This is a genomic window from Mucilaginibacter sp. 5C4 (genome assembly GCF_034345625.1).
In the GTDB taxonomy this organism is placed as follows: Bacteria; Bacteroidota; Bacteroidia; order Sphingobacteriales; family Sphingobacteriaceae; genus Mucilaginibacter; species Mucilaginibacter aurantiaciroseus.
This window is the reverse complement of sequence record NZ_CP133775.1, coordinates 1,529,148-1,551,848: the sequence shown is the minus strand read 5'-3', so window position 1 is coordinate 1,551,848 and position 22,701 is coordinate 1,529,148. Positions and strand designations below refer to the sequence as shown.

At 44.4% G+C, this 22,701-nt stretch carries 22 protein-coding genes; 11 read left to right on the top strand and 11 right to left on the bottom strand.

Features of this window, described 5'->3' with window-relative positions; genetic code table 11:
* Positions 1 to 20: 20 nt before the first annotated feature.
* Genes RHM67_RS07245 through RHM67_RS07235 form a run of 3 tightly spaced genes read left to right on the top strand, consistent with a single transcriptional unit; the run spans position 21 to position 3,019 of the window.
* On the top strand, positions 21 to 1,265 hold the full coding sequence (locus RHM67_RS07245) for a DUF1343 domain-containing protein (RefSeq protein ID WP_322231439.1): 1,245 nt from the start codon (positions 21 to 23) through the stop codon (positions 1,263 to 1,265).
* Between the two features lie 40 nt (positions 1,266 to 1,305).
* Positions 1,306 to 2,223 (top strand): methionyl-tRNA formyltransferase, encoded by a 918-nt coding sequence (gene fmt, locus RHM67_RS07240; RefSeq protein WP_322231438.1) that lies wholly within the window; start codon positions 1,306 to 1,308, stop codon positions 2,221 to 2,223.
* Between the two features lie 4 nt (positions 2,224 to 2,227).
* The gene (locus tag RHM67_RS07235; RefSeq protein ID WP_322231437.1) at positions 2,228 to 3,019 is read left to right on the top strand and encodes a DUF3050 domain-containing protein; all 792 of its coding nucleotides are present in this window, start codon (positions 2,228 to 2,230) and stop codon (positions 3,017 to 3,019) included.
* Positions 3,020 to 3,711: 692 nt separating this feature from the next.
* On the opposite strand, the gene RHM67_RS07230 is transcribed toward RHM67_RS07235, so the two are convergent.
* The 3 genes from RHM67_RS07230 to RHM67_RS07220 all read right to left on the bottom strand — a co-directional run bounded on the left by RHM67_RS07230 (position 3,712) and on the right by RHM67_RS07220 (position 6,458).
* Entirely contained in the window at positions 3,712 to 4,353 is a 642-nt protein-coding gene (locus RHM67_RS07230) for a hypothetical protein (protein WP_322231436.1), read from the bottom strand.
* 55 nt (positions 4,354 to 4,408) lie between these two features.
* Positions 4,409 to 5,242: an aminotransferase class IV gene (locus RHM67_RS07225; protein ID WP_322231435.1), complete on the bottom strand. Its 834-nt coding sequence runs from the start codon at positions 5,240 to 5,242 to the stop codon at positions 4,409 to 4,411.
* Positions 5,243 to 5,414: 172 nt separating this feature from the next.
* A complete protein-coding gene (locus tag RHM67_RS07220) occupies positions 5,415 to 6,458 on the bottom strand; it encodes an RluA family pseudouridine synthase (protein ID WP_322231434.1) in 1,044 nt (347 codons plus the stop codon).
* 124 nt (positions 6,459 to 6,582) lie between these two features.
* On the opposite strand from RHM67_RS07220, the gene RHM67_RS07215 reads away from it, so the two are divergent.
* From RHM67_RS07215 to RHM67_RS07205, 3 genes are all read left to right on the top strand, one after another.
* Positions 6,583 to 7,473 (top strand): 1-aminocyclopropane-1-carboxylate deaminase/D-cysteine desulfhydrase, encoded by an 891-nt coding sequence (locus tag RHM67_RS07215; protein WP_322231432.1) that lies wholly within the window; start codon positions 6,583 to 6,585, stop codon positions 7,471 to 7,473.
* A gap of 217 nt (positions 7,474 to 7,690) precedes the next feature.
* Positions 7,691 to 9,022, top strand: a complete 1,332-nt coding sequence (gene lat, locus RHM67_RS07210) for an L-lysine 6-transaminase (protein ID WP_322231431.1) — start codon at positions 7,691 to 7,693, stop codon at positions 9,020 to 9,022.
* Positions 9,023 to 9,219: 197 nt separating this feature from the next.
* The gene (locus tag RHM67_RS07205; protein WP_322231430.1) at positions 9,220 to 9,657 is read left to right on the top strand and encodes a hypothetical protein; all 438 of its coding nucleotides are present in this window, start codon (positions 9,220 to 9,222) and stop codon (positions 9,655 to 9,657) included.
* Positions 9,658 to 9,863: 206 nt separating this feature from the next.
* Here RHM67_RS07205 and bshB1 read toward each other — a convergent pair whose 3' ends face one another.
* From bshB1 to RHM67_RS07190, 3 genes are read right to left on the bottom strand one after another with little or no spacing between them, the layout of a single operon-like run.
* Complete coding sequence (gene bshB1 / locus RHM67_RS07200; RefSeq protein WP_322231429.1) at positions 9,864 to 10,589, bottom strand: bacillithiol biosynthesis deacetylase BshB1; 726 nt, start codon at positions 10,587 to 10,589, stop codon at positions 9,864 to 9,866.
* A gap of 10 nt (positions 10,590 to 10,599) precedes the next feature.
* Entirely contained in the window at positions 10,600 to 11,082 is a 483-nt protein-coding gene (locus RHM67_RS07195) for a glutathione peroxidase (RefSeq protein WP_322231428.1), read from the bottom strand.
* On the bottom strand, positions 11,083 to 11,700 hold the full coding sequence (locus RHM67_RS07190; RefSeq protein ID WP_322231427.1) for a DUF4294 domain-containing protein: 618 nt from the start codon (positions 11,698 to 11,700) through the stop codon (positions 11,083 to 11,085).
* A 107-nt stretch (positions 11,701 to 11,807) separates the two neighbouring features.
* Here RHM67_RS07190 and RHM67_RS07185 point away from each other — a divergent pair, with 107 nt between their 5' ends.
* The 4 genes from RHM67_RS07185 to RHM67_RS07170 all read left to right on the top strand — a co-directional run bounded on the left by RHM67_RS07185 (position 11,808) and on the right by RHM67_RS07170 (position 17,314).
* Complete coding sequence (locus RHM67_RS07185; RefSeq protein ID WP_322231426.1) at positions 11,808 to 14,030, top strand: bifunctional (p)ppGpp synthetase/guanosine-3',5'-bis(diphosphate) 3'-pyrophosphohydrolase; 2,223 nt, start codon at positions 11,808 to 11,810, stop codon at positions 14,028 to 14,030.
* Between the two features lie 135 nt (positions 14,031 to 14,165).
* Complete coding sequence (locus tag RHM67_RS07180) at positions 14,166 to 14,636, top strand: Fur family transcriptional regulator (protein WP_252758195.1); 471 nt, start codon at positions 14,166 to 14,168, stop codon at positions 14,634 to 14,636.
* Between the two features lie 44 nt (positions 14,637 to 14,680).
* Positions 14,681 to 15,958 (top strand): adenylosuccinate synthase, encoded by a 1,278-nt coding sequence (locus RHM67_RS07175; protein WP_322231424.1) that lies wholly within the window; start codon positions 14,681 to 14,683, stop codon positions 15,956 to 15,958.
* A gap of 75 nt (positions 15,959 to 16,033) precedes the next feature.
* A complete protein-coding gene (locus tag RHM67_RS07170) occupies positions 16,034 to 17,314 on the top strand; it encodes an anthranilate synthase component I family protein (protein WP_322231423.1) in 1,281 nt (426 codons plus the stop codon).
* Between the two features lie 89 nt (positions 17,315 to 17,403).
* Here the strand turns inward: RHM67_RS07170 and RHM67_RS07165 are convergent, their stop codons facing one another.
* The 5 genes from RHM67_RS07165 to RHM67_RS07145 form a co-directional block, all read right to left on the bottom strand.
* Positions 17,404 to 18,144 (bottom strand): DUF2071 domain-containing protein, encoded by a 741-nt coding sequence (locus RHM67_RS07165; RefSeq protein WP_322231422.1) that lies wholly within the window; start codon positions 18,142 to 18,144, stop codon positions 17,404 to 17,406.
* A gap of 116 nt (positions 18,145 to 18,260) precedes the next feature.
* Entirely contained in the window at positions 18,261 to 19,064 is an 804-nt protein-coding gene (locus RHM67_RS07160) for a M48 family metallopeptidase (protein WP_322231421.1), read from the bottom strand.
* Between the two features lie 6 nt (positions 19,065 to 19,070).
* Positions 19,071 to 19,721, bottom strand: a complete 651-nt coding sequence (gene plsY / locus RHM67_RS07155) for a glycerol-3-phosphate 1-O-acyltransferase PlsY (RefSeq protein ID WP_252758190.1) — start codon at positions 19,719 to 19,721, stop codon at positions 19,071 to 19,073.
* 47 nt (positions 19,722 to 19,768) lie between these two features.
* The gene (gene nadC, locus RHM67_RS07150) at positions 19,769 to 20,617 is read right to left on the bottom strand and encodes a carboxylating nicotinate-nucleotide diphosphorylase (RefSeq protein ID WP_322231420.1); all 849 of its coding nucleotides are present in this window, start codon (positions 20,615 to 20,617) and stop codon (positions 19,769 to 19,771) included.
* Between the two features lie 41 nt (positions 20,618 to 20,658).
* Positions 20,659 to 21,057: a DUF4783 domain-containing protein gene (locus RHM67_RS07145; RefSeq protein WP_322231419.1), complete on the bottom strand. Its 399-nt coding sequence runs from the start codon at positions 21,055 to 21,057 to the stop codon at positions 20,659 to 20,661.
* A gap of 63 nt (positions 21,058 to 21,120) precedes the next feature.
* Between RHM67_RS07145 and gpmI the strand changes: the two genes are divergently transcribed.
* On the top strand, positions 21,121 to 22,674 hold the full coding sequence (gpmI, locus tag RHM67_RS07140) for a 2,3-bisphosphoglycerate-independent phosphoglycerate mutase (RefSeq protein ID WP_322231417.1): 1,554 nt from the start codon (positions 21,121 to 21,123) through the stop codon (positions 22,672 to 22,674).
* Positions 22,675 to 22,701: the final 27 nt, after the last annotated feature.

The window sequence follows — 22,701 nt, the reverse complement described above, 5'->3', positions numbered from 1 at the left end:
TGCTTTAACACCAAAAACTTATGACCGGTATTAAACTGTACACACCCATAATTGCATTAAGCCTGCTATTTTTAAAATGCGACGACTTTGCGCAAGCGCCAAAAGCATCAACCAAAAACATTAAAACGGTGGTGGTAAAAAAGATAACAGCACCCATACTACCCGCTGCCGACAGGCTGGACCTGTACCTGCCTTATCTTAAGGGGCGCAAAATAGGGATGCTCATCAACCAAACATCCATCATCGGTACAAATAAAAAACCATTGGTAGATAGCTTGCTGAAACTTGGCGTGGGCGTTAAAAAGATCTACGGCCCCGAGCATGGTTTTAGGGGCAATGCCAGCGATGGTGCTACGATTGGTAATACCGTAGATGCTGTTACCGGCCTGCCCGCCATATCCCTTTATGGCAAACATTTTAAACCAACGCCCGAAGACCTGAAAGGCATCGACCTGATGATATTTGACGTCCAGGATGTGGGCACCAGGTTTTACACCTATATATCTACCCTGCATTATGTAATGGAGGCCTGCGCCGAAAACAATATCGAGCTGATGGTATTGGATAGACCAAACCCTAACGGCGTTTATGTGGATGGCCCGATATTGGATACTGCCGGGTTCCGCTCGTTCGTGGGGATGCACCCTATCCCGGTACTGCACGGGATGACCATTGCCGAATATGCCCAGATGATAAACGGCCAGGGCTGGTTAAAAAACAAAGTAAGGTGTAAGCTTAAAATTGTAAAAGTGGGCAACTACGCCCGTACTATGGATTATGTGCTGCCGGTTAACCCGTCGCCAAATTTGAACACCGCGCAATCCATCCTGTTATACCCGCATATCTGCTTTTTTGAAGGGACAAAGCTAAGCCTTGGCCGCGGTACACTATTCCCTTTCCAGGTGGTGGGTAGCCCATACCTGAAAGATAAGTACGACTTTAACTTTAAACCGGTGAGCATCCCGGGCATGAGCGATAAGCCGCCCCTGCAAGATACCGTTTGCTATGGCCTCGACCTTAAAAATTACAATATGCAAACCATTCGCAACAGCGGAAAACTTAATTTAGCGTGGTTAATTGATATGTATAAAATATACCCGGATAAGGCACATTTTTTTATACCCTATTTTAAAAGGCTTGCCGGTACCGATGAGTTGAGGAAACAAATTGTAGCAGGTAAAACCGAGGCGGAGATACGCCAGAGCTGGGAGCCGGGCTTAACTAAGTTTAAGGCCATGAGGGTTAAATACCTACTGTATAACTAATACTATCTATCTACAAAAACATAAAACCAGGAGCGCGCAAATGAGAATTATATTTATGGGTACCCCCCAATTTGCTGTTGCATCGCTTGATGCTTTGATAAAGGCCGGCAGCGATATTGTTGCTGTGATAACCGCGCCCGATAAACCTGCAGGTCGTGGTCAAAAGGTAAATCAATCGGCAGTGAAGCAGTATGCTGATGCGAACTGCATAAAAGTGCTGCAGCCCGAAAAACTGAAGAACCCGGAATTTTTGGCCGAACTGGAGGCGTTAAAAGCCGATCTGCAGGTGGTTGTAGCCTTTAGGATGTTACCCGAAGTTGTTTGGAATATGCCGCCAAAAGGCACTATTAACCTACATGCCTCTTTGCTGCCGCAATACCGCGGAGCCGCCCCTATCAACTGGGCCATCATTAACGGCGAAAAGGAAAGCGGTGTTACCACCTTCTTTTTAAAGCACGATATTGATACCGGCGACGTCCTTTTCACCGAAAAAGTGACCCTAAACGGCACTGAAACGGCCGGCGACCTGCACGACCGCCTCATGAACAAGGGCGCGGGCCTATTGGTGAAAACCGTAAAAGGGATAGAAAGCGGCCGCTACCACGAACACCCGCAGGAAGAATTGGCAGAAGGCATGGAATTAAAACACGCCCCCAAGATCTTTAAAACCGATTGTCTCGTAGATTTCAATAACCCGGCAGAGCAGGTGTATAATTTGATAAGAGGGTTAAGCCCGTCGCCAACGGCATATACCGTATTGAACGATAAGGTATTGAAGATATACGGCGCAAATTTTGAGTCTGGCGAACCGGAGATTGCCGCGAGTGGTTTTGTAACCGATAATAAAACAGGGCTGAAATTTGCCACCACAGATGGTTTCATCAGCGTAACGGACGTACAGATGGAAGGCAAAAAACGCATGGGAATAGAAGAATTTTTGAGGGGGAATAAATTATAATTTGATGAATAGTACTGAAAGAATTGCTCAGCTAAAACAAGAGATTGAGCCGCTACGCGAGCAACTGATTAGCCACGAGCTATACCGCAACATTAACACCATTGATAGCCTGCATACCTTTATGCAGCATCACATATTTGCCGTTTGGGATTTTATGTCGCTACTGAAAGCCCTGCAACAAAACCTTACCTGCACCACCCTGCCGTGGATGCCGGTTGGCAGTGCCAATACCCGTTACCTTATTAATGAGATTGTAACCGGCGAAGAAAGCGACGTGGACCATACCGCTACACGCACCAGCCATTTCGAACTATACCTGAAAGCCATGGAGCAGGCAGGTGCTGATACATCAGCAATAGTTTCTCTATTCCAACAATTAAGCACGCAAAAAGATGTAAACATCGCGTTAGCAAAAGCAGAAATACCTGCCGCCGCACGCGAGTTTGTGAAGCATACTTTTGAGGTGATAGCCACCAACCAAAGCTTTTTGCAGGCAGCCGTATTTACGTTCGGGCGAGAGGATCTGATCCCCGGTATGTTTATAGAAATGGTGACGAGGCTGAATGGGCAGCTGCCCGGCAAAGTTGAGATATTGCTTTACTACCTGGAGCGCCATATAGAAGTGGACGGCGACCACCACTCCCAGTTAGCCTACCAGATGACCGCCGAACTTTGCGGCGATGATGATAGCAAATGGGCGCAAGCAAGCACCGCTGTTAAGCAAGCGCTGGAAGCACGTATTGCATTGTGGGATGGGATTTTGGCGGAGATAAAAGCGGAAGTATTAGAGAGGTAATTTAGTTAGTTCTTCGTTAGGTGCGGCAGCGGTTATTGACTAGCTTGTGGAAGTTCATTTTCTTTGCCTTAGCCGCAAAGAAAACGAACCAAAAGAAAAGGCCAAATCAAAGCGAAGCTTCCACCCACCCTGCCGGTTCTTAACGCTTTCTCGCCGCTTGCGCGGACTTCAAAGCTAAACCGACATTCCCGCTATACACCCGGCCCGCCCGCTTTGACGTTTTGGGCCCACGCTTTTAAAAAACAGCAGTTCTCCCTTTGTCATCCTGAGCGATAGCGAAGGATCTATTATCGAACTTTGCAACTGAAGGTGCATGTCGGCGATTAGATGCACCCCGTTGGCTAACGGATCAGCATGATAACAATATTTTAGAACCCGACGAACGGAACGATAACCTAAAACTGCGACATAGTGTAACACATGGGTGGCACAGAAACTTATAAAAGCACTAACTTACACAGGTTGTTACCAAGTCGCGACTTTTCTTTGGTTACTTTCTTTTGAGAGAAAAGAAAGTAATATCCACTGACGATTAATATCGCTCACTCCCGCACCTAACGAAGAACTAATCAACAGCTCTGTATAGCAAAGAGATTCCTTCATAACTCGCAATACGCTTGGAGAATTTACAAATTATTCAACTCATCCATCAACGCCTTGGTAATACCGTTAACACAATACCAAACACCCGCCTAATTCTCAACCACACTCGCACCGCCATATTTCTTAACCAGCTTAACAGTTTTAGCTTTTAACAATTTTGCTTCGTTATTAATGGCCTTTACACTTTTAATATCGGGGGTGTTATTGTTTTGATACTTCACTATTACAGGTAAGGTAGATACGAGCTTTAACGTTTCGTAGTAGTCCTTCATTACCATGTTTTCGTTATCCGTATCATTGATCAGGATTTTAAATTTATTGGCTATTAATTTGTATCTACCTTTTTCGGCAGCGAAAAGCACTTTTAGCCTGGCTTTTAATACGCTATCGCCAATGTTCTCTATATCTTGGTTTGCCGAACCATAATAGCTTTCAATTTTACTTACGTAATTGTTAAATGCTTGTAAACTATCGGCGTTGCCTTCATTGAATTTTTGAAGCTGATCTTCCAAATTTTGAAGATCGGGTGTTTTTTTTACAAGGTCAATGTAAATAGCATCAATTAAATTCCCTGATGGATACCGCTTAAAACTTACAACATCTTTCTTAGAATCATCCAAAGCTTCGGGAAGCTCTGCCTTTTCATCAACGGGTTTAGCTTTTTCTGTTTGATGGCAGGCAGAAATCGAAATAATAAGTATTAAGGCTGATAATAAGGAGGTTGCTCTCATAGTGCTAATTTACCATTTGATAACAAACTATAAAAATTGTTACGAGGCGCTTTTCCTACAACTTATTCAACTCATCCATCAGCGTTTTGCTGATGCGGTTAAAGTAGCGTTTTACGCCGTAGCCCATCACCCATTGGATGCCTTTGGTGGCATTGGTTAAAAACACCTCGTCGGCTTCGTTTAATATTTCGGGGTTTATCTGCGCCTCGGTAACAGGGATGTTGTTATCAAGTGCGAGTTGTATCACTACCTTGCGCATAACACCTTCTACACAACCTTCGCTTAGGGCAGGGGTGTATAAATGGTTTTGATACCAAACAAATATGTTAGAACTGTTGGCCTCGCATAGGTACCTGTTTTGATTGATCAGGAACACATCATCCAGCTTGTTTTGCTGTTTGTAAATGCCCGCCATTACGTATATAAGCGAGTTACAGGTTTTAATATTCGATAACCAGTTAAGCGGCTTTGGTAGTTCGGTATAAACATCCATGATCAGGCCGCGCTCGTTCAGGAAATAGCGGGGTTCTTCAATCGGCTGGATCTCCAGGCAGTAGGCCATTTTATTTTGGGTAGGCGCATACAAGCCCTCCGCATCGCGAAAAACGGTTAAGCGCAAACGACCATGTTTTATCTTGTTACGACGGGCAAGCTCCTCTACCTTTTCTTTTAAAAACCAGCTATCGGCCTGCGAATAGCCATCAATCTTAAGCGCCTTCATTCCCTTTTGCAGGCGCTCGGCATGCAGCTCGGGGAATTTAAGTTTGCCTTTCATCACACGCATACTCTCAAACAAGCCGTCGCCATACCTGAATGCCCTGTTGGCAATAGTAAGCAACTGGCTATCTGCAGGTATTATCTCTCCGTTAAAGTTGATATAAACAGGCATTTGTAGATATGAGATTTGAGATGTTAGATTCAAGAAATAACGTTTTTACAAACGTAGATAAAATCCCTAATCCCTACCTAACAACATTTAATAACTTAAAAAAAAATACTTAAGTATAATTTATTTTTTGAGGAAACCCCGCTAATGGCATTTTGTTCTTCTGTCTCAAATCTCATATCTCTTTTCCCACTTCTGTTTTGATATACTTTCGCCATTTATCTAAAACACCTTCAAAATCAGCAGGTAGCGGGGCTTCAAAGTAAATATCCTTTTTAAGCGAAGGGTGCACAAAACCAAGCGATTGCGCATGCAGTGCCTGCCTTGGCATTATCTCAAAGCAATTCTCTACAAACTGGCGGTACTTGCTAAACACTGTTCCCTTTAAAATTTTATCGCCGCCATACATGGCATCGCTAAACAAAGGGTGACCAATATGTTTCATATGCGCGCGGATCTGGTGGGTTTTGCCCGTTTCCAGTTTACACTCTATCAGGGTAACATAACCCATCCGCTCTAACACCTTATAATGCGTTACCGACCATTTTCCTTTCTCCGCATCGTCGTATATCGACATCACCCTGCGGTCGTTCACACTGCGGCCTATGTAGCCGGTAACGGTGCCGTCATGCTCAATATCGCCCCAGGCAAGCGCTAAGTATTTCCGGTTGATGGTGTGGTCGTAAAACTGCTTGGCCAGGTAGCTCATGCTGCGCTCATTCTTGCTGATGAGCAGCAGGCCGGACGTATCCTTATCAATACGGTGCACCAATCCGGGGCGGCCATCGTTCCCCGGCAGGGTTGGCAATTGGTTAAAGTGATAAACCAGTGCGTTCACCAGCGTGCCCTCATAGTTATTAAAACCCGGATGCACCACCATACCTGCGGCTTTATTCACGATGAGTACATCGTTATCTTCATAAATAATTTCGATGGGCAGGTCTTCCGGATAAACCTCTGTATCGCGCGGCGGGTGCGGTAACACTACCGAGATCACATCCTGCGGTTTAACCCGATAGCTGGCTTTAATAATCTTATCATTCACCAATACGTTGCCGGCATCGATAGCATTCTGGATGCGGTTACGCGATGCATTCTCTACCCGGTGCATCAAAAATTTATCAATCCGCAACAGCGACTGCCCCTTATCAACAACCACGCGCAGGTGTTCAAACAAATCCTGCTCGTCGCTATCAATTATGGCGGTTTCATCAATCATGTGGCAAAAGTAAGAAAAAAGCCTCACCCCACCCTCGCCATAAGAGAGGGTGCAAATGCTTTTTAAAGTCCTCTCCTCTGGGGAGGACTAGGTGAGGCTCTTTTAATTTCCCTAAATTTACCCCATGGATCTTAACCTTGAAATATATAGCCCCGTACAGCCAATAGAAAACGAACTATTTACAGCAAAAGGCTTACAGGTGTCCATCAAGCGCGACGATCTCATCCACCCCATCATCTCGGGTAATAAATGGCGAAAACTTAAATATGTGCTGCAACAAGCACAGGCACAAAACAAAACGCATTTGGTAACATTCGGCGGGGCGTACTCCAACCATTTACTGGCAACAGCGGCTGCTGCGGCAAAATTCGGTTTTAAAGCAACGGGCGTTGTACGCGGCGAAGAGGTGGAGAATGACACTCTCTTCCTTTGCAAACTGCACGGCATGCAACTGATCTTTACAGATCGGGAGGGCTACCGCGATAAACAAGCTCTATTCAAAAAGTTTTTTGCTAATGACAGGCAAGCCTTCTTTATCGACGAAGGTGGTGCATCTGCCGAAGGTGCCAAAGGCGTAAGCGAATTAGTTAACGAACTCCCCCAAACCTACGACAATATCTTTTGCGCCTGTGGAACCGGAACCACCGCAGCAGGCATCATCAATGGCGTCACCGCTAAAGGCTTACCCACCCAGTTCAATGCTGTGACTGTGCTTAAAAATGGCGATTTCATGCGCGATGAAATTAACCGTTTTTTAACCTTCCCTACACAATATGCGTTGCATACGGATTACCACTTTGGCGGCTATGGCAAAACCACGCCCGAGCTTATCGGGTTCATCAAGCAGTTTGTAACCCAAACCGGCATCCTTATCGAACCCATCTACACCGGCAAAATGCTCTACGCTATTTACGACTTGGCAGCCAAAGACCACTTTGCCCCCGGCAGCAAGATCCTCGCCATACATAGTGGCGGTATCTGGGGGTTATTAGGGATGAAGGATAAATTCTTGTAATATGCAGATTTGAATATTAAATTGATCTGTTCCCTTCATCTGCACATCTAAAATTTGCACATCTGCACATCAATTATTGGTATACCAATAATTGCTTTAGTTCAAAAAATAGGTTTAGTTCATTTAAAGTTACTTTTTTGTCAATTGGTATAAAAACCTTTAAAATATTGTTATTTAGGCCTTTTTGTTAGATTTGTATAATCAATAATTCTACTTTATGTACCAATTGCAAGTAACTCCGCAGAACGTTCAGGCTACCCTTAGCAAGCATATTTTGGCCGATGGTTTCGACCTTATCTTTGATATGGAAAAAAGCCAGGGCGTTCATATTTATGACTCCAAAAACAACCGCACCCTATTAGACTTTTTCACCTGCTTTGCATCGGTACCCCTGGGTTATAATCACCCAAAAATGCTAAACGACGAGGGCTTTAAAAAAAGCCTGATGCTGGCCGCATTAACCAATCCATCCAACTCCGATATTTACACCGAGCAATACGCCCAATTTGTAGATACGTTTAGTCGCGTTGGCATACCCGATTACTTGCCCCACGCCTTCTTTATTGCAGGAGGGTCGCTCGCTATTGAAAATGCGCTTAAGGTTGCTATGGATTGGAAAGTTCAAAAGAACTTCGCCAAGGGCCACAAATCCGAAAAAGGTTTTAAGGTGATCCACTTTGAAAACGCATTCCACGGCCGCTCGGGCTATACCCTAAGCTTAACCAATACCCAGCCCGTTAAAACCAAATGGTTCGCCAAGTTCGACTGGCCGAGGGTGTCATTACCTGAGGTTCACTTTCCGCTTACGGATGCCAATATTGAAGACCTGAAAGATCGCGAAGCAAAATCCATCGCCCAAATAAAACAAGCCTTTGCCGATAACCCGGATGACATTTGCGCCATTATCATCGAGCCTGTATTATCCGAGGGTGGCGACAAACACGTTCGCCAGGAGTTTTTAGAGCAATTGCGAGCCATTGCCGATGAGAACGAAGTGATGCTGGTTTATGATGAAGTACAAACCGGCGTTGGCCTTAGCGGTAAGTTTTGGCTGCACCAGCATTTTGGCGAAAATGCCCGCCCTGATATTTTGGCCTTTGGTAAAAAAATGCAGGTATGCGGTATACTGGCAGGCAAAAAGGTTGACGAGGTGGAGAACAATGCTTTCAACGTATCATCGCGCATCAACTCTACCTGGGGCGGTAATTTGGTTGATATGGTGCGCTCATCCAAAATCCTGGAAATTATTGAAGAAGATGGCCTTTGCGCGCAAGCCGCCGCAACTGGCGAATACCTGCAAACCAGCTTAAAAAATATCGCCGCTAAAAATAATATCGTAACTAACGTGCGTGGTAAAGGTTTGCTAACTGCCTTTGATTTCCCGGATGCTAACACCCGTAACACCTTTATTAATATTGGTTTAGAGAATAATATTATGTACCTGGGCTGTGGTGACAGAAGCATTCGCTTTAGGCCGGCCCTTATTATGGGTAACGGCCATATTGACGAGGGTATGCACATGCTGGAAAAGATATTGCCGAAACTATAATACAACTGTAATAATATTGCTACAAGCGCCTGTTTTTAAACAAACAGGCGCTTTTTTTATTTATCAAATACTATAATTGCGAATTAGCGTTATTATAATATTAATTAATAATTGTGCCTTAATTGTTATTAATTGAGGCACAGATACGTAACATATAAAACGCATTATTGAAATACATATAGGACCAGAAAAATAGAATGAACAGACAAATTGAAAAATTAAAAAAACAACTTACTGAGATTGCTGAAGTTGTTAATTCTTTCCAGTCTGAAGCTGTACAAGTGAGAGTGGTTGACAGGCTTTTAGACGAGATTATGGAAACAGAGCGGGGTGATACGGAAGGATCTGAAATTTTCAATAAAAAAGGACGCAGGCCATCAAGAGAGAATGAAGTGAACGAGGAGCATGGCCGTAAAAAACCGGGTGCTACCAAGGTGTTGAACCATTTGCTAAACAGCGATTATTTTAAAACACCGCATTCTATATCATCCATTGCGGAGTACTGCAAAGAAAAATTCGATTCGGAATTCAAAACATCCGAGTTATCGGGCATACTGCTAAAGCTTGCCAAAGAGAACAGGCTTAAACGCGAACGCAGCAACGAGAACAACCGTTTTGAATACGTAGGCGTTTAAATCTTAATGAATTTAACGAAAGAAGGCCATACAATTTGAGTGGCCTTCTTTCGTTATCGGATATTTTTGGTGACAACACCAACAAAGGCAGGAAATTGAGCGGCCTCTTCAAGTCCTCGCAGGGTCTTCTGAAAGAGACCCTGCGCACGCATGCAAGGTATCGCAGAGTCCACGATGTGAGACCCTACGACAACGAAATCTAATCCTTATCTCAACTCAAACAAATTATCTACCCCTAAGATCTTTCTTGATGTAAAGCCTTCGCCGTATTTGGTGTTGATGCTTTTGCCAAACTCGCGGCCGCGACCATTTATCTGCTCGATGAAATCGGGAGATGAGATGTAGGTTTGTGGCTCGTCCTCATTATAATCTGGGCTGTGGAACTGGGATCTGTAGGCGTAAACGCTTTCTATCTTTTTACCCCAAAACTCGGTTACATCTACAATAATATCAGGCTTAATGTACCTGTCCTGTATAAAATGGAGTACCTGTGTTGGGCGCCATGGCTCTTGCGCTTTACCATCTGCATCAAAAGTTTCTATCCGTCGCAAGCCCGATAAAAATGCGGATGCTTCTACCAGTTCATTCGCGCGGCCATGATCGGGGTGGCGGTCGTGATAGGCATTGGTGATCACTATTTCGGGCTGAAACTTACGGATAGCTGCTATCACTTTCAGTTGGCACTCTTGCGTATTGGTAAAAAAGCCGTCTGGAATAGCCAGGTTTTCCCTCACGGCTAAACCTAATATTTCGGCAGCCTTCGCGGCCTCTTCATCGCGGATCTCAGCAGAGCCACGGGTACCCAGCTCACCGCGGGTAAGGTCTACAATGCCTACTTTGTGGCCAAGTTTTATATGTTTTAATATGGTGCCTGCACAGCCCAGTTCGGCATCGTCGGGGTGTACGGGTAAAACTAAAATATCTAATTTCATAAACAGAACGCTATTTAGGCATAGCAGCCAATAGCCGCTGTATCTTTTTCTTTATTTTAGATGATGTAGGTTTGGTGAAAGGGTAAAAGAAATCAACAACCTTGCCGTTTTTATTAATTAGATACTTGTGGAAATTCCAGCGCGGTTTTGATGTTCCTGCTAAATACTTATACAGCGGTATCGCAAACTCACCACGTACCCGGGATTTCTCAAACAAGGTGAAGTTATCGCCATAATTATGACAAAAACTTGCAATTTCATCGCCGGCTAAAGGCTCCTGCCCCCCAAAATCATCAGATGGAAAAGCCAGGATCTCAAAATCTTTATCGGCAAATTCTTTTTTCAGGTCGGCAAGGTCTTGCAGTTGCGGGGTAAAACCGCATTGCGATGCTGTGTTTACTATCAGTAAAACTTTTTCGCGGTAGTCGGCAAGGCCTATATGCTCGCCATTCAGTTTCTCAACTGTGAATTGGTAGATGCTGTCGTTATCCATTTAGTTGTAGCTGGAAACGTAACCGGCGTCGCGCAAGATCTGTTCAATATCGCGTTGTTCTATAGGGTCATACGTTTCTTTTAAGTTATGCCCAAATATACGGGCTACCGATTGGAAGAGGAAGGCGTTGAAACCGCCCTTAAGTTCTTTGGCTAATGCAAAGCTGGTGTTACCCGTTTCACGGCTAACCAACTTTATCAATACCTCACCCTGACTAATTGTCAGATTTTTAATATCGTGGTTAAACAAAGTTTTTATCTCTGTTTCACAGGCTTTCATCAACTCTTTTTGTTTCTTTTTATCGCCGGTAAGGGCAAGGTCGCGCTGTAGCTGGCGGTAGCGCTGGCCTGCGAAGCGTGCGTAAGGCAACACTTTGTTCACATTATACCGTAAACGCATGTAATCAAGCCTGTCCTGCTCGCTGGCAAAAATACGTGTATCAACAATGCGTACTTCGCGCGCAACTATCCACGGCACTAACTCGCCGTCAAGCTTGGTCATGTATACCTTTACGGTATCATTTTTGCCAAGAGTAACTGGAGGCGCGGGTTTCTCGTCCTGGGCTTTTAAGCTCCCAAGCGCGCAACAAAACATCAAAAGAGAAACAATAAATTTCATATTTTTACTTGATACAAAATTAACGCATTTTATTTTGTTATTTTATACAAACCTGCAATAAAATTTAATGTTTTCGGGTTTAATTATAGTAATACCCCATCCCATACATGAAAGATTTAGTGATTGACCTGGAAGCCGAGAAAAAAGAGATCCTGAAAAGGTACCGGGCATTGCTGCGCGCCAGTAAATCTACCCTGCAAAAGGGCGATAAACGCATGATACGCAAGGCCTTTGAAATGGCTTTGGAGAGCCACAAAGATATGCGCCGTAAAAGCGGCGAGCCTTATATATACCACCCTATTGCGGTAGCGCAAATTGCTGCCGAAGAAATAGGTTTAGGTACAACATCCATCGTTTGTGCCCTGCTGCACGATGTGGTGGAAGATACCGATGTTACGCTGGAAGATATTGAACTGGAGTTTGGTAAAAAGGTTGCCAAAATCATTGACGGGCTTACCAAAATATCGGGCGTGTTTGATACCAATAGCTCGTTACAGGCCGAAAACTTTCGTAAGATGCTGCTTACCCTTGCCGATGATGTGAGGGTGATACTGATAAAACTGGCCGACAGGCTGCACAACATGCGTACCATGGAGTTTATGCCGCGCGATAAGCAGCTTAAACTATCATCAGAAACAGTATACCTGTACGCGCCGCTTGCCCACCGTTTGGGTTTGTACGCCATAAAATCCGAACTGGAAGATCTGTCCATGAAATACATGGAGCGCGAAACTTACCAATTCATCAAAAATAAACTTAACGAGAAAAAGACCGAGCGCGAGAAATTCATCTGTAATTTTATTGAGCCGGTAAATAAGGTGTTGGAAAGCCAGGATGTGCATGGCGAGCTATTTGGTCGCCCAAAATCCATCCACTCCATCTGGAATAAGATGAAGAAAAAGGCCATTCCGTTTGAAGAGGTGTACGATCTTTTCGCCATCAGGATCGTATTAGACAGTATACCTGAGAACGAGAAAGCCGATTGCTGGAAGGCCTACTCGATAGTTACCGACTTGTACAGGCCAAACCCCGACAGGTTGCGCGACTGGATCTCGTCACCAAAGGCCAACGGTTACGAATCACTACACACTACCGTAATGGGCCCGCGCGGGCAATGGGTGGAGGTACAGATCCGTACCAAACGCATGAACGAAATTGCCGAGAAAGGTTTCGCGGCGCATTGGAAATACAAGGAATCATCTACCGATAGTGGTTTGGACCAGTGGGTGCAAAAAGTTAGGGATATGCTAAAGAATCCTGATTCTAACGCGCTCGACTTTTTGGATGATTTTAAGATGAACTTGTTTAGCGACGAGATATTCATCTTTACCCCAAAAGGTGCGTTGATCCAGCTACCGCTAAACGCTACCGCGCTGGATTTCGCCTTCGAGATCCACACCGATGTGGGTGCAAGCTGTATTGGCGCCAAAGTGAACCATAAGTTAGTGCCGCTTAGCTATAAACTGCAAAACGGCGATCAGGTAGAGATCATTACCTCAGGCAAGCAAGTGCCAAAAGAGGACTGGTTAAACTTTGTGGTAACGGCCAAGGCCAAAGCCAAGATCAAATCGGCCCTTAAGGAAGAGAAACGCAAGGTTGCCGACGATGGCAAAGAGATATTGGAGCGTAAGATGAAATCGATCAAGATCACTTACAACTCCGAAAATATCCATAAACTGAGCTACTACTTTAAGCTGCCATCCACCCAGGACCTTTTTTACAATGTGGCCAAAGGCCTTATTGATATGAAGGACCTGAAGGAGTACCAGGCATCTGAAAAAGTTATCGAGAATAAACCGCAGGATAAAATTGAGAGCGAGCAGCTGCAGAGCATCGTCCGTAATATAAAAACCAAGGATAGCGACGTATTGCTATTTGGCGAGGACCTGCAAAAGATAGACTATAAACTGGCTAACTGCTGTAACCCTATCCCGGGCGACGATGTTTTCGGCTTTGTAACCGTAAGCGATGGCATCAAAATTCACCGTACCAATTGCCCTAACGCGGCCAAATTGATGGCCAACTATGGCTACCGTATTGTAAAAGCCAAGTGGACCAAACAGCTGGAACTTGCCTTTTTAACTGGCTTGCGCATAAGGGGTATTGATGATGTTGGTTTGATAAACAAGCTTACTACTGTGATCTCAAATGATTTTAAAGTGAACATCCGTTCTATTACGGTTGATAGCGATAATGGTATTTTTGAAGGCGCGATTATGGTTTATGTGAACGATACCGAGCACCTGGATAACCTGATCAGGAAACTGAACCAGGTAAAAGGCATCACATCCGTGAATAGATTTGATTCGGTGATAGAGAAAGCGTCTTAGGAGAGAGCCTGGGTATCAAGAGTCAGGAATTAGGACGACGTTGAATTTTTTATTTTGCATCTTGACTCTTGACTTCCCGATTCTTGCCTCTAAAAACTAAAATATTTAATACCTTTGTTCTGTTAATTTAACATTATGCCTGTACAGGAAACCATTGCGTTGGTGAAAAAGATTTTCGAGGCTTATCTCGAAAACAAAAGCCTCCGGAAAACCCCGGAACGCTTCGCCATACTTGAAGAGATATATTCAAGGACAGACCATTTTGATGTGGAATCGTTATACATCCACATGAAGAATAAGAAATACCGCGTAAGCCGCGCTACGGTTTATAACACCCTCGAATTACTGGTATCGTGTGATCTGGTAACCAAACATCAGTTTGGCAAAAACATGGCCCAGTTCGAAAAATCATACGGCTACAAACAGCACGATCACATCATCTGTATCGATTGCGGTAAAGTGGTTGAGTTTTGCGATCCGCGGATCCAGCAGATTCAAAGCATGATGGGCGATATTTTAAAGTTCGAAATTAAACACCACTCCCTAAACCTTTACGGTAACTGCACTAAACTGCGCGAAGGTTTTTGCGACAGGAAAGCGCAATAATTCATAATCATTCAAACTTATTTTCAAGATAAAGATATCATTTAATGGCTGTTGACGTATTATTAGGCCTCCAGTGGGGCGACGAAGGTAAAGGTAAAATTGTTGATGTACTAAGCGCGGGTTACGACCTGATAGCACGTTTCCAGGGCGGCCCAAATGCCGGCCACACCTTAGAGTTTGAAGGCAAAAAATTTGTACTGAACACCATTCCTTCGGGTATTTTCTTTGACAACACCATGAACCTCATTGGCAATGGCGTTGTTATCGACCCTATCACGCTTAAAAAAGAGCTTGATAAACTGAAAGATGCCGGCCACGACCTGCTTGCCAAAAAGAATTTGATGATAGCCAAAAAGGCTCACCTGATCCTGCCAACCCATCAGTTGCTGGATGCCGCGTCTGAAAAGAAAATGGGCGACGGCAAAATTGGTTCTACCTTAAAAGGTATTGGCCCAACTTACATGGATAAAACAGGCCGTAATGGTTTGCGCATTGGCGACATCACCCTGCCCGATTTTAAAGAGCGCTACCAGAAACTGGTTGATAAACATACCTCGATGCTGCAAGCTATGTACGGCGAAGTTGCCGACTTTAGCGAGCGTGAAGCAGCATTTTTTGAAGCTATTGAGCTGATCAAAAAATTCCCGCTGGTTGATAGTGAGCATTTGGTGAACAACTATATAAAAGAAGGCAAAAAGGTATTGGCAGAAGGCGCACAGGGTGCTATGCTGGATATTGATTTTGGTTCTTATCCTTTCGTTACCTCATCAAATACCACCGCAGCAGGTGCCTGTACCGGTTTAGGTATTGCCCCGCGCCAAATTGGTGACGTGATAGGTATTTTTAAAGCATACTGTACCCGCGTTGGCGGAGGCCCTTTCCCTACCGAATTGAACGACGAAATGGGCGAAGAACTGCGCCGTATAGGACACGAGTTTGGTGCTACCACAGGCAGGCCACGCCGTTGCGGTTGGATAGACCTTCCTGCACTTAAATATGCCATTATGCTGAACGGTGTTACCCAAATGGTAATGACCAAGGCTGATGTGCTAAGCGGTTTCGATAAGATCTACGCTTGCACCCATTACAACTATTTAGGCGAACAGATAGATTACATGCCGTACGATATTTGCTCGGTTGATGCTGTACCTGTTTTAAAAGAAATTGATGGTTGGAAAGAAGATATTACCGGCATTACTGAATTAAATGAGATCCCGGCAAAACTGCAGGCATACATCGCGTATTTAGAGGCTGAATTGGAAGTACCAATCAAATGGTTATCTGTAGGCCCGGATAGAAAGCAGACTTTGGTATTGCACTAAAAGATATTTCAATTAAACATTCAAAAGGCCTCGATTTATCGGGGCCTTTTATATTTAGTTAACTATTTTTGTGGCGTGATAACCGAGGTAACCGACGTAGCTTTATTTAAACAAAAGGTGCTTGCATGGGCAACAAAATTTGACACCCTGTGCTATCTCGACAGCAACAGCTTTAACGACCCCTACGGCAAGTTTGATACAGTGATAGCCATTGGTGCCAAAGCCGAACTTACAGCCAATGCAGGAGATGCATTCGTGCAGCTATCCCAATTTAAAAACGCCACCCCCGGCTGGATAACAGGCTTCCTAGGGTACGACTTGAAGAATGAGGTGGAGAACCTGCGATCCAACAATTTAGACCATCTCAACTTTCCCGACCTTTACTTTTTTGCACCCGAGATCCTGATCAGCATCAAAGAAAATACGGTTGAGATAATTGGGGAGAATGAAACGGAAATCCGAAAGTTAGTGGAGGCGGAGGGATTCGAACCCTCGTCCACTATACCTGTTAAAACCATCAATATACAACCCCGTTTCAGCAAGGCTGAGTATATAGAAACGGTAGAGAAAATTCAAAACCACATTGTACGCGGTGATATATATGTAACCAACTTTTGCCAGGAGTTTTATGCGGAAGACAGCGAGATAGACCCGCTATCCATCTTTCAAAACCTTAATAGCGTATCACCTACTCCCTTTTCTACCTTTTTTAAATGGAAAGGCAACTACATTATGTGCGCCTCTCCCGAGCGTTTTTTGGCTAAACGTGGTAGCAAACTCATTTCCCAACCCATCAAAGGTACCGCAAGGCGGGATGCGGACGAGGCCATAGATAAAACCATCATCGAAGAATTGCGCAACCACCCGAAGGAATTGCAGGAAAACGTCATGATTGTAGACTTGGTGCGTAACGATCTTACCCATTCAGCCAAGCCCGGCACGGTTAAAACCGAAGAACTATACGGCATCCAAAGTTTTAAGCAGGTACACCAAATGGTGTCAACCATAGTTTGCGAACTGAGGGATGATGTATCGACCGTTGATGCTGTAAAAAACACATTCCCCATGGGCAGCATGACGGGCGCGCCCAAAATAAGCGCCATGCAGCTGATGGAAGAATACGAACGCAGCAAACGCGGCGTATATTCCGGCGCGATAGGTTATTTTAGTCCTGATAGTGATTTTGATTTTAACGTAGTGATTCGCACGCTCCTGTACAACAGCACCAAAAAATATCTGTCGTTCCACGTAGGCGGCGCCATCACCTACCACGCCAGCCCGGAACGGGAATACGAGGAATGTTTGTTGAAAGCAAAAGCTATTTTGGAGGTTTTGGGGTTAAGCAGCGAGATGTAAAACATTCCTGTCAGTCTGAGCTTTTCGAAGACTTATGAAGCGACGAATGGTTTCACAGGCTCACCATGACATACTTTTATTTATCCCGGCTACATCTCATCCAGCACCAACTTATCCCCTATCCTCACCGCGATCTCCGAGCCATTCGCCCAAAATGCAGAGTAGGGTTTAACGCTCAGGTACGGCTCAAAGGCTTCGCCATATAACTCTTTAATATCCGCTTCAAAAACAAAGTCTTTAACCTCGGCAATTTGCCAGGAAATATGCTCTACCTGGTACTGCATTGTTTTATAATCGGTTAAGCGGTTGTAGCCCCAATAATGCTCAAAAATAAATTCTTCGGGGCTGCCCGGCGGTATTGATGTTAGGCTATTGCGTACCGTAGCGCCAAGTTTGTTCCATTTGCCATTCACCTTCCATTCGTATAAAAATTGCGTATGGTTAGAGCCCGATTTTGTGATCGAATGCCGCATAGGGCAGGCGCGGTAATGCTCTTTATAAAGCGTATTAGCAATAACCACGATGATACTTTTGGGGACAATCTCGCTCGCAAAAACCGCCCCGCGTTTCCATTCCTTACCATCGAAATGGCGCACATAAAAGCGCAGGTTCACTTCCTCAAAATTGACATGGAATGGCCATTTGATGCCCAGCACCCGCGTATCCTGAAACATAAAGCCTACCATACTAACCAACGCCTTTCCCTCCCAAAGATCGATCTCGGTAGCGGCGGGCAGGTAAGGTTTCAATATCTCTGGGTCAACCTCGTAATTAAGCATCACCAGGTTGCGCCATTGGGCTGTGAGAAAACGAGATTTAGAAATAGCCATGATAGTAGAACTTATTATTTATTGTTGTGTTTTTGAGCATCTACTAATTTACCTTAAAACAACAAAAGGCCACAACGATATTGTTGCAGCCCTTTAAAACTTAGTCATAAATAACCCTATTTTCCTTTATAATACTTCATCGCCTCGGGTACCAACCTTTGAATATTGGCTATACGGGTAGCATCGCTTGGGTGGGTGCTTAAAAACTCAGGTGGGGCGCCCTGGTTTTGGGCGGCCATACGTTGCCAAAAGCTAACGGCCTGGCGTGGGTCGTAACCAGCCATTGCCATAAAGGTTAAACCAAGCCTATCGGCCTCGTTCTCTTTATCTCGCGAATATTTTAGGGTAGCTAACTGGCCGCCTACACCGTAAAGTGTGCCGATAATAGCTTGTATAGATTGTGATTTATTGCCTGTTGCTACGCCAATTGCAGTACCGCCCGCCTGTACAGCCATTTGCTGTGAAAGCGCCTCGGCAGAGTGGTGGGCAATAGCATGGCCAATTTCGTGGCCCATAACGGTTGCAAGGCCTGCGTCTGTTTGGGTAACCGGTAGTATGCCACTATATACGGCAACTTTACCACCCGGCATACACCATGCGTTAATTTCTTTGCTTTGGATCAGGTTAAATTCCCATTGGTAGTTATACTGGCTACCGTAACCGTTTGCTTTTAAATAAGCGTCGATAGCTATTGCAAGCTGGCTGCCTATACGTTTTACGCGCTGGGCATCGGTACCGGTATTAATAACTTTGGTGCTGGGGTCTGATAATAGCGTACGATAACTTTGCGCCGCGGCGGGGTTAATCTGGTCGTCGCTTACTAAACTAAGTTGTGAGCGGCCTGTAAGCGGAACGGTTGAACAGGCATAAGTTGCAATAGCTATTATAGCCAGTGCCAGTAGGGGTTTCATTCTCTTCATGGTGAGTTAGGTAGTGATTTTCTTTTTAAATAAATTAACTTTCGACTCCTTGCCCTTCAATAATCGCTCTATATTTTTTTGATGCGTTACCAATACCAGTATAAATATACACATCCCATAAATAATGACCGATTTAATACTCACATGGAAAACAAACGTTATCCCGATAGGGTAAATAAAACCGGCTAATATTGATGAAAGTGATACATAACGCGTTATTAGCAACGTTGTAATAAATACAGCAACGCAAAGTAAGGCAGCCGGTAAGTTTATAGCTAATATCATTCCAAAAAGTGTGGCGATACCTTTACCACCCCTAAAACCGGCGAATACCGGGAACAAATGGCCCATAACAGCAGCCACACCCAAGGCCAACTGCAAATTAACAAACGCTACCGAATTGAAAGGCCCGGTTACACTTGTACCAACAATATAAGCGAGGTTAGTGGCTGTCCATCCTTTTAAAATATCCAGCAGCATTACGGGGATACCCGCCTTTTTACCTAAAACCCTGAATGTGTTTGTAGCACCGGCGTTACCGCTGCCATATTCGCGTACGTCGATATGGTAGAATGCTTGCCCTATCCATACTGCAGTAGGAATTGATCCGAAAAGATAAGCCGCAATAAGAGCCGAAATCGAGTAGACTGATAGCATCTGCCTGCAATATTATTAAATTGATGTTATACTACCGCAATATATCATTATAATTTTACAGCTTTTAAGCTGAGGTCTAAACTTTTTATAGAATGCGTTAATGCCCCAACCGATACATAATCCACGCCGCAATCGGCATAATCGCGAATGTTATCAATGGTGATCCCTCCGGATGCTTCGGTAATGTAGCGCCCCTGTATCATGTTAACGGCCTGCCTCAGGTCGTCAAAATTAAAATTGTCAATTAAAATACGGTTTACCTTCCCTGTTTGCAAAACCTGTTCCAACTCTTCAATGTTCCGCACTTCAATTTCAATAGCCAGTTTTTTACCTGTATCGGCAAGGTATTTATTGGCGTTCTCTATTGCCTGGCGGATGCCCCCCGAATAATCTACATGGTTATCCTTGATCAGAATCATATCGTACAAACCAAAACGATGGTTAATCCCCCCGCCTATGCGCACGGCCCATTTCTCCAGGTAGCGCATACCGGGTGTGGTTTTACGGGTATCTAAAACTTTGGTATTTGTACCTTTTAAAAGGTCTACAATTTGATGGGTGGTAGTGGCAATGCCGCTCATGCGCTGCATGCAGTTAAGCACTAGGCGCTCGGCCTTTAAAATGGCCTGCGCGTCGCCTTCTACTTCAAGGGCAATATCTTTTGGTTTAACTTCGGCACCATCATTTAAAAATACGGTAACCTTTAGGTTTGGGTCAACCTCGCTAAAGATCTCTAAAGCCAACTCAACGCCTGCCAGTATCCCGGTATCCTTAACTAATAATTTTGCTTTGCCTTGTGTGCCTACTTCAATGGTCGATAGTGATGTGTGGTCGCCGTCGCCAACATCTTCACTTAAAGCATTAACGATGAACTGGTGAATAATTTGTTTGTCCAAACCTTTGTTTTTTGAGTTTCAAAAGTAAGAACAATTGCGCATTAATTAGGTTTTTCTGTTTCAATTCGCAACTCCATGATCTGCATCACCTTATTAACTTCCTTAAGCGTGCACGAGACCCTGAACTTACCTTTTTCGGTAGTTAAAATATATACGCCGAAGTTATAGTTAGGATTGGAGCTAACGCGATGTAACAGTTTGGCCGTGTGAGGTTTGTTATCTTTAAAAAACTTATTCAATATCATTTCGGCCTGCGTTTTTGAATAGGAATTACTCGCTTCGCTGATGCTGATATCTACATTGGGGGCAAAGTATATGGCAATTTCCTGGGCGTTCCCTGTTTTTAAAAGGTCGGTGATCTTATCAATAGTATCCGCTCTTGCTACCATGGGCAGCAAAAAAAGCAAGGTAAGCAATGGCAGATGTTTTAGTTTCATCATTTATATGACCAATAAACTAAAGAATTGTTGCACCGGTAAAAATAAAGCGGTGTTTAAACTACAATGTATAAACGTTGCTTTTATATTTGCATTGTGGAAAAAATAAAAAAAGTTGCTTTAATTATACTTGATGGCTGGGGTTACGGCCGTAACGACAGATCAAACGCTATTGTAGCGGCAAACACGCCGTTCTTCGATTCGATGATAGCGCAGTATCCAAACTCCAAACTGGAGGCATCGGGCCTTGCCGTAGGTTTACCGGAAGGACAAATGGGTAACTCGGAAGTAGGGCACATGAACCTTGGCGCCGGCCGCGTGGTTTACCAGGAGCTGGGCCGTATAAACAAAGCCGTTATTGATAACGAGTTTATACAAAATGAAACCATACTTGATGCATTTAAATATGCTAAAGAAAACGATAAAGACCTGCACCTGATTGGCCTGGTGAGCGATGGCGGCGTACATGCCCACATTAATCACCTTAAAGGCTTAACAGATGCTACTAAGGCTTTAGGGCTCGAGAAAGTATTTATCCATGCCTTTTTAGATGGCCGTGATACCGACCCAAATTCGGGATTAAAATTCATCACTGATCTGGAGAACCACATTGCCGATTCGCCGGCGCGTTTAGCATCAGCCATTGGCCGCTATTACGCTATGGACCGCGATAACCGCTGGGAACGCGTTAAACTGGCTTACGACCTGATGGTTAAGGGCGAAGGTACTGCTACCGACGATATTTTAGCGTCTATCCAAAAATCGTATGCGGATGGTGTTACCGATGAATTTATAAAACCTATTGTTAAGGTTGACGAGAACGGCCAACCCATCGCAGTAATTAAAGATGGCGACGTGGTGATCTGCTTCAACTTCCGTACGGACAGGGGCCGCGAAATTTCACAGGCGCTTACCCAAAAGGAGTTCCCGGAGTATGATATGAAGCCGTTGGACATCCACTATGTGACCATGACATCGTACGATGAAACCTTTAAAAATGTGAAGGTAGTTTTCCGTAAGGATGACCTGAGCAAAACATTGGGCGAGGTTTTAGAAGGTGCCGGTAAAAAACAGATCCGCATTGCTGAAACCGAGAAATATCCGCACGTAACATTCTTCTTTTCGGGTGGCCGCGAAACGGAATTTATTGATGAGAAACGCCTATTAGTACCATCGCCAAAGGTGGCAACGTACGATTTGCAACCCGAAATGAGTGCCGAAGGCATCCGTGATGCGATCATCCCCGAACTAGAAGCCGGCTGGCCCGATTTTGTTTGTCTGAACTTTGCCAATACAGACATGGTTGGCCACACAGGCGTTTTTAGCGCGGTGATGAAAGCTGCTGAAACTGCTGATGCCTGCTGTAAAGCGGTTGTCGAAGCCGGTTTAAAAACAGGCTACTCGTTCATCATTATTGCCGACCACGGTAATGCCGATTACATGATTAACGAAGATGGTTCGCCAAATACGGCCCACACTACTAACCTGGTACCTTGTATCATTATCGACAGCGATGTTAAACAGGTAAAAGATGGTAAACTGGGTGACATTGCCCCTACCGTACTGCAAATTTTGGGTGTAGCCATTCCCGAAGAAATGACCGGTAATGTATTGGTATAAACCATTCTCAAAATATACTATTTATAC

Bases quoted from the DNA above. Each gene is read 5' to 3' on its own strand.
- RHM67_RS07235 (WP_322231437.1), top strand. From the start codon at position 2,228: ATGAATAGTACTGAAAGAATTGCTCAGCTAAAACAAGAGATTGAGCCG.
- RHM67_RS07245 (WP_322231439.1), top strand. From the start codon at position 21: ATGACCGGTATTAAACTGTACACACCCATAATTGCATTAAGCCTGCTA.
- RHM67_RS07185 (WP_322231426.1), top strand. From the start codon at position 11,808: ATGAAAGATTTAGTGATTGACCTGGAAGCCGAGAAAAAAGAGATCCTG.
- RHM67_RS07225 (WP_322231435.1), bottom strand. From the start codon at position 5,242: ATGCCTGTTTATATCAACTTTAACGGAGAGATAATACCTGCAGATAGC.
- RHM67_RS07190 (WP_322231427.1), bottom strand. From the start codon at position 11,700: ATGAAATTTATTGTTTCTCTTTTGATGTTTTGTTGCGCGCTTGGGAGC.
- gpmI (WP_322231417.1), top strand. From the start codon at position 21,121: ATGTATAAACGTTGCTTTTATATTTGCATTGTGGAAAAAATAAAAAAA.
- RHM67_RS07145 (WP_322231419.1), bottom strand. From the start codon at position 21,057: ATGATGAAACTAAAACATCTGCCATTGCTTACCTTGCTTTTTTTGCTG.
- fmt (WP_322231438.1), top strand. From the start codon at position 1,306: ATGAGAATTATATTTATGGGTACCCCCCAATTTGCTGTTGCATCGCTT.
- RHM67_RS07215 (WP_322231432.1), top strand. From the start codon at position 6,583: ATGGATCTTAACCTTGAAATATATAGCCCCGTACAGCCAATAGAAAAC.
- RHM67_RS07175 (WP_322231424.1), top strand. From the start codon at position 14,681: ATGGCTGTTGACGTATTATTAGGCCTCCAGTGGGGCGACGAAGGTAAA.
- RHM67_RS07205 (WP_322231430.1), top strand. From the start codon at position 9,220: ATGAACAGACAAATTGAAAAATTAAAAAAACAACTTACTGAGATTGCT.
- RHM67_RS07165 (WP_322231422.1), bottom strand. From the start codon at position 18,144: ATGGCTATTTCTAAATCTCGTTTTCTCACAGCCCAATGGCGCAACCTG.
- plsY (WP_252758190.1), bottom strand. From the start codon at position 19,721: ATGCTATCAGTCTACTCGATTTCGGCTCTTATTGCGGCTTATCTTTTC.
- RHM67_RS07195 (WP_322231428.1), bottom strand. From the start codon at position 11,082: ATGGATAACGACAGCATCTACCAATTCACAGTTGAGAAACTGAATGGC.
- lat (WP_322231431.1), top strand. From the start codon at position 7,691: ATGTACCAATTGCAAGTAACTCCGCAGAACGTTCAGGCTACCCTTAGC.
- RHM67_RS07230 (WP_322231436.1), bottom strand. From the start codon at position 4,353: ATGAGAGCAACCTCCTTATTATCAGCCTTAATACTTATTATTTCGATT.
- RHM67_RS07180 (WP_252758195.1), top strand. From the start codon at position 14,166: ATGCCTGTACAGGAAACCATTGCGTTGGTGAAAAAGATTTTCGAGGCT.
- bshB1 (WP_322231429.1), bottom strand. From the start codon at position 10,589: ATGAAATTAGATATTTTAGTTTTACCCGTACACCCCGACGATGCCGAA.
- RHM67_RS07220 (WP_322231434.1), bottom strand. From the start codon at position 6,458: ATGATTGATGAAACCGCCATAATTGATAGCGACGAGCAGGATTTGTTT.
- RHM67_RS07160 (WP_322231421.1), bottom strand. From the start codon at position 19,064: ATGAAGAGAATGAAACCCCTACTGGCACTGGCTATAATAGCTATTGCA.